Consider the following 11,952-nt stretch of genomic DNA (forward strand, 5'->3'; position numbering starts at 1 on the left):
GACGTGCAGGCGCGGTTGCGCACGGCGTACGACGCCCTGGGCGAGCCGTGGTGCGAGGACGGGACGTTCGCCTTCGACGTCGAGTGCGTGTCGGTCGAGGCGAGGGTGCCGAGGTCGTAGAGTCGCCCTGTGCGCGCCTACCTCGACCTGCTCCAGCGGATCCTCGACGAGGGCGTCGAGAAGACCGACCGCACCGGCACCGGCACGCTCAGCGTCTTCGGGCACCAGATGCGCTTCGACCTCGCCGACGGCTTCCCGCTGGTGACCACCAAGAAGGTGCACACCCGCTCGGTCTTCGGCGAGCTGCTGTGGTTCCTGCGCGGCGACACCAACGTGAAGTGGCTGCAGGACCGCGGCATCTCGATCTGGGACGAGTGGGCCGACGACAACGGCGACCTCGGTCCCGTCTACGGCTGTCAGTGGCGGTCGTGGCCGACGCCCGACGGGCGCCACGTCGACCAGATCGCCCGTCTCGTCGAGGGCATCCGCACCAACCCCGACTCGCGCCGCCACATCGTGTCGGCCTGGAACGTCGCCGATGTCGACGACATGGCGCTCCCGCCGTGCCACACGCTCTTCCAGTTCTACGTCGGTCCCTCGGAGACCGGCCCGGGCAAGCTCTCCTGCCAGCTCTACCAGCGCTCGGCCGACACCTTCCTCGGCGTGCCGTTCAACATCGCGTCGTACGCCCTGCTGACGCACATGGTCGCCCAGGTGACCGGCCTCGAGGTGGGCGAGTTCGTGCACACGATGGGCGACGCCCACCTCTACCTCAACCACGTCGACCAGGCGAAGCTCCAGCTCAGCCGCGAGCCGCGCGCGCTCGCGACGCTGGTGCTCAACCCCGGCATCACCGAGCTCGACGGCTTCGACCTCGAGGACATCGCGGTCGAGGGCTACGACCCGCACCCGGGCATCAAGGCCCCCATTGCGGTCTGAGGTGGCCGGATGAGTGGACTCCGTCTCGACCAGCGGGTGGTGCTCGTCGCCGCCCACGCCCGCAACCGCGTCATCGGCAACGGTCCTGACATCCCGTGGCGGCTCCCCGGGGAGCAGGCGCAGTTCAAGGAGCTGACCTGGGGCCACGTCCTGCTGATGGGGCGCACGACCTTCGAGTCGATCGGCCGCCCCCTTCCGGGGCGTACGACGATCGTGCTGACCCGACACGCCGGCTGGGCCCATGAGGGGGTGCTGGTCGCGCACACGGTCGAGGAGGCGCTCGACCTCGCGGGGCAGCAGGCCGGGGACCTGATGGTGGCGGGCGGGGGAGAGGTCTACAACGCGCTCCTGCCCCACGCCACCCACCAGGTCCTGACCGAGGTCGACCTCGAGCCGGAGGGCGACGTGCACTACCCGCAGTACGCCGCCGCCGACTGGGTGGAGACCGCCCGCGAGAGCTTCGACGGCTACGAGCGGGTGTGGCTCGAGCGGATGGACCCGGCCGCGTGAAGCTCTCCGTCGACCCCTCGACGGGCGTGCCGCCCTTCGAGCAGGTGCGGGAGGGGATCCGGTCGCAGGTCGACTCCGGCACGCTGGAGCCCGGCTTCCGCCTGCCGCCGGTGCGCTCCCTGGCCACGTCGCTCGACGTCGCCGCCAACACGGTCGCGCGCGCCTACAAGGAGCTCGAGGCGCTCGGCGTCGTCGAGACGCGTGGCAGGGCCGGCACCTTCGTCGCGGGGCGCGGGGTCTCCAGCGCCGTGCGGTCGGCCGCGTCGACCTACGTGTCGTCGGTGCGGTCGCTCGGCCTGTCCGACGACGAGGCGCTCGACGCCGTACGCCACGCGTTGGGGCACTGACCCTCCTCGCGCGACGGGCTCGATCGCCACAACGGCGTCATCGCCTGCGAGAGGGCCCGAGGTCACCCGGGCTGCGACGCGGGATAGGCGAGCACCAGCTCGGTCACGCCGGTCTTCTCCGCGCACGCCCGGATCGCCGCGCCGGCGTCCTCACCGAGCCACGACTCCACATCGAGCGGTCCGCTGACGTCGCCGCGCAGGTCCCAGTAGCCGCCGCCGGCGTCGTCGAGCTGCTGGCCGACGCCCAGGCTCTCGCCACCATCGAGGACCACGGCCTGCTGCCCCCGCGTCCCACCGGGTGCCGCGGAGCCAGAACACGATCCGGTCGTCGAGCATCAGGCAGTCCTTGCGGAGTGCCAGCCGCCCCGTGACACCCGCGGTGGGGACGTCGTCCCACCGGTCGGCCGGGGTGATCACCGGCAGCGGCCCGGAGCGCGCCCGGCGTCATCACCACTGCAGGCCGAGGAGGAGAGGGCGACGAGCAGGGCGGCGGCGACCGTACGCGCACCCACCACCGAGCCCCTCGAGTCCGATCACCCTGTGCGCAAACCACCGTAGGGGCCACGCACCGCGACGTGCCAGAGTCAGCCCATGGACTCCGCCCCCACCGCCGACATCGTGGTCGCGGCCGTGGCGCTGGTGCGCGACGGCTGCGTGCTGACCGTCCGCAAGCGCGGGACCGAGCGCTTCATGCTGGTCGGCGGCAAGCTCGAGCCGGGGGAGTCGGCGCGCGAGGCCGCCCTGCGCGAGACGTACGAGGAGGTCGGGCTCGCGATCGGGTCGGCCACGCTGCTCGGTGAGTTCCTCTCGGAGGCCGCCAACGAGCCCGGGCACACGCTCCACTCGACCGTCTTCTGGGTCGAGTCCGACGGCGATCCCGTCGCCTCCGCCGAGATCGCGGAGGTGCGCTGGACCCCGCTGCGCGACCACCCCGACGACCTCGCCCCGATGCTCGAGCACCACGTGCTACCGGTGATCCGGGACACGTTTACCGTTCACTGACTTTGCGACACCACGCTGTGTCCCTGACGTGGAGCAACCCTCGATATCAAGTAGTACCGCCCTTCCCGGACGGCCTCCTACCTGACGCAAGGAACCACCCGTCGTGTCTGTCCGTCCGTCCGTCCCCGCCCTCCTCGGGCGCGCCACCCTCGTGGCCGCGCTGGGCGTCACGGCGATGGTCTCGAGCGGCTCCGCCGAGGCGCAGCCCCCGTCCGCACACGCGATCACCTGCGCCGACACGTCGCTGTCGGAGCCCGCACCCCTCGGCACCGCCCTCGACTCGGGGGTGAGCGTGGCCGCGGTGCGCGAGCAGAACGACCTCACCGCCGGCGAGCTCGGTCGCCTCGCCGCCGACGGCACGTCCTGGCTCGACGAGTGCGGCCAGGTGTTCGTCGTGGACCGCGCCGTGCCGGAGCGCCGGCAGGACACCACCGACGCGGTGGCCGCCGCGGACGTGCCGGCGGACGTGTTCGACCTCTCCTCGCGGCCTGCCTCCACCCGCACCGTCTACCTCGACTTCGACGGCGCCACCTACTCCGGCACCTCGTGGCAGGGCGGCGCGGAGATCGTGTCCCCGGCCTACTCCCTCGACGCCGACCGCGCGAGCTTCAGCGACACCGAGCGCGCGCAGATCTACCTCGCCTGGAAGGTCGTCTCCGAGGACTTCGCCGCCTTCGACGTCAACGTCACGACGCGACGCCCGGACCCGTCGGCGATCACGCGGACGAGCGCCAGCGACCCGACGTACGGCGTCCCCGTGGTGATCACGCCGACCAACTCCGTCGGCTCCGGCTGCTCGTGCGGCGGAGAGGCGTACGTCGGCGTCTTCGCCTCTGTCGCCGCGACGGGCTACCAGCCGGCCTGGATCTTCACCGACGGCTCCGGCACGGTCGGCGACAACGTCGGCCAGGTGATCAGCCACGAGGTCGGGCACACGTTCGGGCTGAGCCACGACGGCACCAGCCACACCAGCTACTACAGCGGGGCAGAGGGCTGGGGGCCGATCATGGGGGCGTCCTACGGCAGGCGTGCCGCGCACTGGTCGCGGGGCGAGTACGCCGACGCCAACAACACCGAGGACGACGTGGCGATCATCGCGAGGAGTGCACCGACGGTGCCCGACGACCACTCCGACGGTCCGGCCGGCGCCACCCCGATCGCCGCGGGCGTGCCCACCACCGGCACCATCGCCTCGCGCACCGACACCGACGCCTTCAGCTTCACCGTGAGCGGGGCCGCGACGCTGACGGTGGCCGGGCCGAGCGGCTACTCCAACCTCGACGCACAGCTCACGATCCACGACGCCGCCGGCACCGTGGTCGCCACCGTCGACCCGACCGCCGACACCGCCAGCGACGCCTCCATGGCTGCCACCTGGACGGTGACCCCCTCCGCGACGGCCACGACCTACACCGCCGTCGTCGACGGCGTCGGGTCCGGCACGCCCTCGCAGGCCGGTCGCTACAGCGACTACGGCTCCTTCGGCGCCTACACGATCACCCTCGCGACCGGGACGACCACGGTCGCCACCCCGACGTCGATCCCGACGCCCACGCCGACCACGACGCCGACCCCGACGCCCACCCCCACGCCCACGACGACCGCCACGGTGGCAATCGTGCCGACGACCACACCGACGACCACGCAGGTCACGACCACCGCAGCCAGGATGACCTTCGTGACGTCCCGCCTGCCGCGGGCCAGGGTCAGGAAGGCCTACCGCGCGGTCATCGCGTTCACTGGTCCCGTCTCCGAGGCCCGCGTCGTCAGGTGGCTGCCGAGGGGCCTGACGTGGCGCGTCGTGGGCCACAGCATCGTGATCCGCGGCACGGCCCTTCGTGCCTCGACCCGCACCGTCGCGACCGTGCTCTCCGGCGAGGGGTCGACGATCCGGCACCGGTTCCGCCTCGTGGTCCGCTAGGACCACGGTCTAGGCGAAGACCTCCTCCGCCCGGCGATCGCGAACACCACGTCGAGCAGCCACGGTACTGACTCGGCCGCGTCCAGCCGAAGGACCACCGGAACCACCACTCCTCGCTGCCCCAAGGGAGCCACGGTCAGCAGGTCGCTCCACCGCCGTGGGCGGCGTCGTTGCGCTCGACGAGGGCGGCCAGCGACGCCCGCTGGCTCGCGGTCAGCCAGGCGGGAACGACCAGGTCGACGCTCACGGCTGCTGGGGCGGCAGGGTTCGGACGTGGTCTGCCCCCCGGTCGACCCAGACCCGGAGCTGCTCGTCGTCGGCGAGGGCCTCGCGGTCGACGAGGAGCCAGCCGTTCATCGCGCGGCCGCGCATCTCCATCGGCTGCACGTGGTCGGAGAGCCACGCCGGCGCATCGGCCGGGTCGACGCGCACCATCAGGCTCCCGGAGCTGGCCGCGGCGACCGCCATGTGGCCGCGGAGCATGAAGCCAAGACCGCCGAACATCCTCTTCGACGTCAGCCCTGGCTCCCCGTCGAGCAGGTCGTGGATCCGCTGCGCCAGCACCTCGTCGTAGGCCATGCCCCAGCGTAGGACCGCGAGCGCGCGAGGAGGATGCGGCTCGTCGCCGACCACTCGGCCGGGGGAGGGCGATAGCCTTCGACCATGAGCTCCAACGTCCCGTTCGGCCGCCTGCTCACGGCGATGGCCACCGCGTTCCACGAGGACGGCAGCGTCGACCTCGACGCCACGGCGAGGATCGCCGCCCACCTCGTCGACCACGGCAACGACGGCGTCGTCGTTAGCGGCACGACCGGGGAGAGCCCGACCACCTCGGTGGCCGAGGACGGCGAGATCCTGCGTGCCGTCCAGGACGCCGTCGGCGACCGTGCCACGGTCATCGCGGGCGTCGGCACCAACGCCACCGCCCACTCGGTCGAGCTCGCCCGCCAGGCGGAGAAGATCGGCGTCGACGGGGTGCTGCTGGTCAGCCCCTACTACAACAAGCCCGGCCAGGTCGGGCTGCGCCACCACTTCACCTCGGTCGTCGAGGCGACCGACCTGCCGGTGATGCTCTACGACGTCCCGGGCCGCACCGCCACCCTGATCGAGCTCGACACCTACGAGGCGATGCGCGGCTACGACCACGTGGTCTCGGTCAAGGAGGCCTCCGGCCTCCTGCCGCGCACCGCGCAGCTCGTCGACATGGGCTACTCCGTCTACTCCGGGGACGACGTGGCCACCCTCGGCTACCTCGCCTACGGGGGAGTCGGGCTCGTCTCCGTCGTCGCCCACGCCGCCGGCACCCAGCTCGCGGCGATGATCGACGCCTGGGTCCGCGGCGACCACGCCGAGGCCCTGAGGATCCACACCTCCCTTGTCCCGGCCTTCGACGCCGTCATGGGCGTCCCCAACTACGGAGCCACCACCGCCAAGGCAGCCCTGGAGCTGCTCGGCGTGATCGACAACCGCCGCGTCCGCGGCCCCTTGGTCGCCCTGGACGACGACGAGGTCGCTGCGCTCCGCAGCGGGCTCGCCGCCGCCGGCCTCCTCTGAACAATCCGTCTCTCACCAGACCTGTCCCACGAACCGAGGAACACCTTGAGCCATCCCCATCCCGACCTGAGCGCGCCCGCCCCCCTCCCGGCGGGAGGCCTCCGGGTCATCCCGCTCGGTGGACTGGGCGAGGTGGGTCGCAACATGACGGTCTTCGAGTACGACGGCCGCCTGCTGATCGTCGACTGCGGGGTGCTCTTCCCCGAGGAGCACCACCCCGGTGTCGACCTGATCCTCCCCGACTTCGACCCGATCCGGGGCCGCCTCGACGCCGTCGAGGCGCTCGTCCTGACCCACGGCCACGAGGACCACATCGGCGCCACGCCGTACCTCCTCCGCGAGCGCGGCGACATCCCGCTCGTGGGATCCAAGCTCACCCTCGCGCTGCTCGGCTCCAAGCTGCGCGAGCACCGGCTCAAGGAGACCGCGCAGTACGAGGTCGCGGAGGGCCAGACGATCACCTTCGGGCCCTTCGTGCTCGAGTTCGTCGCGGTCAACCACTCCATCCCCGACGCGCTCGCCGTCGTGATCCGCACCGGCGCCGGCGTCGTGCTCCACACCGGCGACTTCAAGATGGACCAGCTCCCGCTCGACCGCCGGATCACCGACCTCAACGAGTTCGCCCGCCTGGGCGACGAGGGCGTCGACCTGTTCCTCACCGACTCGACCAACGCCGAGGTGCCGGGCTTCACGACGTCGGAGAAGGAGATCGGGCCGGTGCTCGACCGCGTGTTCGCCAAGAGCGACCAGCGGATCATCGTGGCCTGCTTCGCCTCCCACGTGCACCGTGTCCAGCAGGTGCTCGACGCGGCGGTGGCCCACGGCCGCAAGGTCGGCTACGTCGGTCGCTCGATGGTGCGCAACATGGCCATCGCGCAGGAGCTCGGCTACCTCACCGTGCCGCCGGGCGTCATGGTCGAGGCCAAGGAGCTCGCCGACCTGCCGCCGCACAAGCAGGTGCTGATCTCGACCGGGTCGCAGGGCGAGCCCCTGGCGGCCCTGAGCCGCATGTCGCAGAACAACCACCACTTCGTGCACCTGCAGCCGGGCGACACCGTCGTCCTCGCCAGCTCGCTCATCCCGGGCAACGAGAACGCCGTCTACCGCGTGATCAACGGCCTGTCCCGCCTCGGCGCCAACGTCGTGCACAAGGGCAACTCGCTCGTCCACGTCTCCGGCCACGCGAGCGCCGGCGAGCTGCTCTACTGCTACAACATCGTCAAGCCGCGCAACGTGATGCCGGTCCACGGCGAGATCCGCCACATGCGCGCAAACGCCGAGCTGGCCCGCGCGACCGGTGTCGAGAACGTCGTCCTCGCCGAGGACGGCGTCGTCGTCGACCTGGTCGACGGGGTCGCCCGGATCGTCGGCAAGGTCGACGTCGGCTACGTCTTCGTCGACGGCACGACGATCGGCGACATCTCCGAGGCCTCGATGAAGGACCGCCGGATCCTCGGCGAGGAGGGCTTCCTCTCGGTGATCGTGGTCGTGGACTCGGTGACCGGCAAGGTCGTCTCCGGCCCGGAGATCCACGCCCGCGGCTTCGCCGAGGACGAGACCACCTTCCAGGACGTCCGCCAGCCGATCATCGACGCGATCGACGCAGCGATCGCCGAGGGGGTCGCCGACAGCTACCAGCTGCAGCAGACCATCCGGCGGGTCGTCGGTCGCTGGGTCAACCGGGCCCACCGTCGTCGTCCGATGATCATCCCCGTGGTGATCGAGGCCTGATGCCTCGCAACCAGGGCGCCCTCAGTCGTCTGGCCGAGCTGATGCGACGCGTCAACTCGTCCACCGACACCGAGGTGATCCTGGAGGAGATCGCCCACGGGGTCGTCGACGTCCTGGGCTACGGCGTGGCGGCGATCGCCCGCCTCGAGGGCGACACCCTGGTCATGACCAACGTCGCCGGCCCCCCGGACGTCGTCGCGCAGATCCTGCACCGTCGTACGCCGGCGGAGCAGATCCTCGACGAGTTCCGCGAGGCCGACAAGTGGGGCATCCTGCGCTTCGTCCCGGCCGGGCGGATGTCGCAGGAGCGGTTGCAGGCGGCCTGGATCCCGGACTTCGAGCCCGGTGACGACCCCGACGCCTGGCACCCCGAGCACGCGCTCTACGCCCCGCTCTACTCCGCGGGCGGCGAGCTGCTCGGCAACATGGCCGTCGACCTGCCGCCGGGCTCCCGCGTGCCCCACGAGGCCGACCGCGAGCTGCTGGAGATGTTCGCGGTGCAGGCGGGGGTCGCGCTGTCCAACGCCCGCGAGCGCGAGCGGCTGACCGACCGGCTGCGGCTCGACCAGATGCTCACCACGGTGGCGGAGGCCGGCACCCAGCACAGCCTCGTGCAGGCGCTGTGCACCGCGATCGCTGCCGTCGCGGACTCCCTCGGCACGGTCCAGACCGTCGTCCGCACCTTCCCCAGCGACGCGCAGGGCAACCAGGTCGGCGTCGGCACCCCGCGGCCCTACCTGTCCGAGTACGACGTGCCCGACGTCCGCGACGACCTCTCGGCACTCCAGGGCCCGCCGGCCCTGATCGAGCTCGGCGTGGACGACGCCTCCTCGGCGGTCCTGCCGCGCAGCGCCGCACGGCTGCAGAGGCTGATGCGGGGGATGCACGTCGACCGGGCGCTCGTGTGCCCGCTGGTCTCGCAGGAGGACCTCGTCGGCTACCTGGTGCTCGGCTTCTCCCGCCACGCGCGGCCGCTGACGGTGAGCGAGGCGGACGCCGTGCTCGAGGTGGGCCGGTTGCTGGGCCAGATCGTCCGTGCCTCGCGCGTACTGGAGACCGAGCAGCGGCTCGTCCAGGAGCTGCGAGAGCTCGCGCGCTACCGCAGCGAGCTGATCGCGACCATCTCCCACGAGCTCAAGACGCCGCTGACCGCGATCCTGGGCCACGCCGAGCTGATCGCCGACCGGCACCCCGACCTGACCTCGCTCGACGCGATCATCCGCAACGCCCAGCGGCTCAACAACCTGGTCGCCAACCTGCTGCACTACTCCCGGATCCAGGGCCGGCGCGAGACCGTGCGCCGTGCCGTCGATCTCGCCGAGCTGTGCGAGGCCAGCGTCGACCTGCTGGGAATCCGCGCCAACCAGGCCGGCGTCAGCCTGGGCTTCACGCCCCCCGGGGCGGCGCCGGTGGTGGTCTTCGGCGACCCCGAGGAGCTCGCCCGGGTCATCGACAACATGGTCGACAACGCCGTCAAGTACACCCCCGAGGACGGCTCCGTCGAGGTCCGGATGAGCGTCGGCGAGGACGAGGTCAGCGTCGAGGTGACCGACACCGGCCTGGGCATCTCGGTCGCCGACCAGGGGCACGTCTTCTCGGCGTTCCACCGCTCGACCAACCCCAACGCGCTCTCGGTGCCCGGCACCGGCCTGGGACTGCCGATCGCGCAGCGCATCGCCGAGTCCCACGGGGGCTCGCTGTCGCTGACCTCCGAGCTGGGCAAGGGCAGCACCTTCCGGTTCACCCTGCCGCTGCGGTAGCCGCGAGCGCCGGACCGACCTCACGCGGGTCCTCGGCGTCGAGCCGGACCACGCGGTCCATCGCCTCGAGGCCGACGGTGCCGTGGGTGATCCACACGATCGAGCGCCCGGCCCGCGTGGCGGAGCCGATCATCTCGTCGGCCACGGCACGTGCGGTCGCACCGTCGAGGTGAGCCGTCGGCTCGTCGAGCACCAGCACCGGGGGATCGGCCAGCAGCGACCGGGCCAGGGCGAGCCGGGCTCGTTCGCCTCCCGACACCTCGCGCGACCCCGCCCCGACGTGGGTGTGGATGCCGTCGGGCAGGTCGTCGACCCACGCGCCGAGGCGGGCCCGGTCGAGGGCGGTGCGGACCTCGTCGTCCGTGGCCCCCGGGCGGGCCAGCCGGACGTTCTCGGCGACCGTCGAGGCGAACACATGCGGGTCGTCGTCGACCAGCCCCACGGTGCGGCGTACGTCGTCGAGCGCCAGCCGCCGCAGGTCGGTGCCGCCGAGGCGCACCTCGCCGGACACCGGGTCGATGAAGCGCACGAGCGTCGCGGCCAGGGTGGACTTGCCGGAGCCGGACGGGCCGGTGATGCCGAGGTGCTCACCGGGGCGCACCGCCAGGTGGTCGAGGTCGAGCACGGGTCGGTCGGTCCAGCCGAGGCCGACCCGGCCCGTCTCGACGCCGTGGCCGCCGGGCACCTGCTCGGGAGCCGACGGGCCGGTGACGGCGGGCGCCGTGGCGTTGAGGCCCTCGAGACGGGCGCGGGCCGCCCGTGCCCGCACCGAGAGCGCCCCGGCGTCGGCGAGGCCGGCAGTGGCGTCGGCGAGGGCCAGCGGCACCAGCAGCAGCAGTGCCAGGACCGCGGGAGAGACTGCGCCGGGGGCGACGGCCGCGGCGACGGCGACCACGCCGAGCCCGGCCGCGGCGCTGGTGAGCGCGCTGCCGGCGGCCACGGTCCGGGACGAGCGGCGTACGACGTCGGCCAGCCCCGCGGACTCCGCGCGCACGGCGGCGAGGGCGCGGTCGGTGGCGCCCCACTGCTCGAGCTCACGCAGGCCGTGCACGACCTCCTCGACACGGGTGCCGAGCGCGGCCCGTCGGGCCACGACCAAGGTCTCGGTGGCCGAGCCGCCCCGGCGGCCCAGGAGGAAGGCGACCGCCCCGCAGGCGGCCACGGCGAGCACGACGAGACCTGCGGCGGGGGCCAGCAGCCCGGTCAGGAGGGCGGCGCCGAGGCCTACGACCGCGGCCGACGCGAGGGGCTGGCGCACCCGGAGTCGGTCGTCGAGCAGTGCGTCGACGTCGTCGACGACCCGGGTGAGGAGGTCGCCGCGGCGGGGGCCGAGGCGGCCGGGTACGAGCGGGACGAGGTCGGCGAAGACCTGTGCGCGCCGCTCGGCCAGCTCGCGCAGCACCACGTCGTGGCTCAGCACCCGCTCCGCGTGGCGCAGCACCGGCCGGGCCAGGCCGAAGAGCCGGACCCCCACGATGGCGACCATCAGGTAGAGCACCGGCGGGTGCTCGCTGGCCCGGGTGATCAGCCACCCGGCGGTCGCGGTCAGGGCGACGCCGGAGGCGGTCGACAGGGCGCCGAGGAGCGTGGCGGTGCGCAGGCCCCAGCGCTGCGGGTCGTCGTCGGGATCGTCGGTGACCGGGGTCGCCGTGGAGGAGGTGGGCCGGATCGGGGCCTCGGGGTGGCGGCGTACGACATCCGTCGACCCCGATCCGGTGTCGAGTGCCGCCGCGCCGGTGACGGCGTGAGTGGGAGTGGTGGCAGGCGCGACGGCGGGGGACAGCGGGATCACCCGGTCGGCGGCGGCCAGCACGGCCGGCCGGTGCGCGACGACCAGCACGAGCCGGGTGCGGGCCAGCGCGGCGACTGTGTCGAGGAGGACCTGCTCGGTCTCCTCGTCGAGGTGCGCGCTGGGCTCGTCGAGCAGCACGACCGGACGCTCGGCCAGCACGACCCGCGCGAGGGCCACCCGGGCCCGCTGCCCGGCGGAGAGGCCCGCGCCGTCCTCGCCGAGGACGCTGGCGAGGCCGTCGGGGAGCCGGCCCACGACATCGGCGAGGCCGACGCTGCCCAGTGCCTCCCACACCTCGGTGTCGTCCGCGGACGGACGGCCCAGGCGGACGTTGGCCGCGATCGTGTCGGCGAGGAGCCACGGCCGCTGCGGCGCCCACGCGACGCGGTCGCGCCA

The 11,952-nt window shown here is 72.8% G+C and carries 11 protein-coding genes; 8 read left to right on the plus strand and 3 right to left on the minus strand.

The features are described from left to right. Nucleotides 1–129: 129 nt before the first annotated feature. Genes JWN97_RS10535 through JWN97_RS10545 form a run of 3 tightly spaced genes read left to right on the plus strand, consistent with a single transcriptional unit; the run spans nt 130 to nt 1,796 of the window. Nucleotides 130–939, plus strand: coding sequence for a thymidylate synthase (locus JWN97_RS10535; RefSeq protein ID WP_297622155.1), 810 nt, complete (start codon nt 130–132; stop codon nt 937–939). 9 nt (nt 940–948) lie between these two features. After that, nucleotides 949–1,449 (plus strand): dihydrofolate reductase, encoded by a 501-nt coding sequence (locus JWN97_RS10540; protein ID WP_297622157.1) that lies wholly within the window; start codon nt 949–951, stop codon nt 1,447–1,449. Further along, entirely contained in the window at nt 1,446–1,796 is a 351-nt protein-coding gene (locus JWN97_RS10545) for a GntR family transcriptional regulator (RefSeq protein WP_297622159.1), read from the plus strand. Before JWN97_RS10540 ends, JWN97_RS10545 begins: the two co-directional genes overlap by 4 nt. 62 nt (nt 1,797–1,858) lie before the next feature. Here JWN97_RS10545 and JWN97_RS10550 read toward each other — a convergent pair whose 3' ends face one another. Then, nucleotides 1,859–2,068, minus strand: coding sequence for a hypothetical protein (locus JWN97_RS10550; protein ID WP_297622161.1), 210 nt, complete (start codon nt 2,066–2,068; stop codon nt 1,859–1,861). A 319-nt stretch (nt 2,069–2,387) separates the two neighbouring features. Here JWN97_RS10550 and JWN97_RS10555 point away from each other — a divergent pair, with 319 nt between their 5' ends. Continuing rightward, nucleotides 2,388–2,798: an NUDIX domain-containing protein gene (locus tag JWN97_RS10555; protein ID WP_297622163.1), complete on the plus strand. Its 411-nt coding sequence runs from the start codon at nt 2,388–2,390 to the stop codon at nt 2,796–2,798. Nucleotides 2,799–2,901: 103 nt separating this feature from the next. Then, nucleotides 2,902–4,719: a M12 family metallo-peptidase gene (locus tag JWN97_RS10560; protein ID WP_297622165.1), complete on the plus strand. Its 1,818-nt coding sequence runs from the start codon at nt 2,902–2,904 to the stop codon at nt 4,717–4,719. A 243-nt stretch (nt 4,720–4,962) separates the two neighbouring features. Here the strand turns inward: JWN97_RS10560 and JWN97_RS10565 are convergent, their stop codons facing one another. Next, nucleotides 4,963–5,298, minus strand: a complete 336-nt coding sequence (locus tag JWN97_RS10565; RefSeq protein ID WP_297622167.1) for a TfoX/Sxy family protein — start codon at nt 5,296–5,298, stop codon at nt 4,963–4,965. 84 nt (nt 5,299–5,382) lie between these two features. Between JWN97_RS10565 and dapA the strand changes: the two genes are divergently transcribed. Genes dapA through JWN97_RS10580 form a run of 3 tightly spaced genes read left to right on the plus strand, consistent with a single transcriptional unit; the run spans nt 5,383 to nt 9,764 of the window. Further along, a complete protein-coding gene (gene dapA / locus JWN97_RS10570; protein ID WP_297622169.1) occupies nt 5,383–6,273 on the plus strand; it encodes a 4-hydroxy-tetrahydrodipicolinate synthase in 891 nt (296 codons plus the stop codon). 45 nt (nt 6,274–6,318) lie between these two features. After that, nucleotides 6,319–8,004: a ribonuclease J gene (locus JWN97_RS10575; protein WP_297622171.1), complete on the plus strand. Its 1,686-nt coding sequence runs from the start codon at nt 6,319–6,321 to the stop codon at nt 8,002–8,004. Further along, entirely contained in the window at nt 8,004–9,764 is a 1,761-nt protein-coding gene (locus JWN97_RS10580; protein WP_297622173.1) for a GAF domain-containing sensor histidine kinase, read from the plus strand. The genes JWN97_RS10575 and JWN97_RS10580 overlap by 1 nt, the downstream gene beginning before the upstream one ends. Here the strand turns inward: JWN97_RS10580 and cydC are convergent. Continuing rightward, nucleotides 9,745–11,952, minus strand: a 2,208-nt coding sequence (gene cydC, locus JWN97_RS10585) for a thiol reductant ABC exporter subunit CydC (RefSeq protein ID WP_297622175.1), incomplete at its 5' end; no start/stop codon positions are given. The genes JWN97_RS10580 and cydC overlap by 20 nt on opposite strands.

The sequence above is a fragment of the Nocardioides sp. genome (assembly GCF_025965415.1).
GTDB lineage: Bacteria > Actinomycetota > Actinomycetes > Propionibacteriales > Nocardioidaceae > Nocardioides.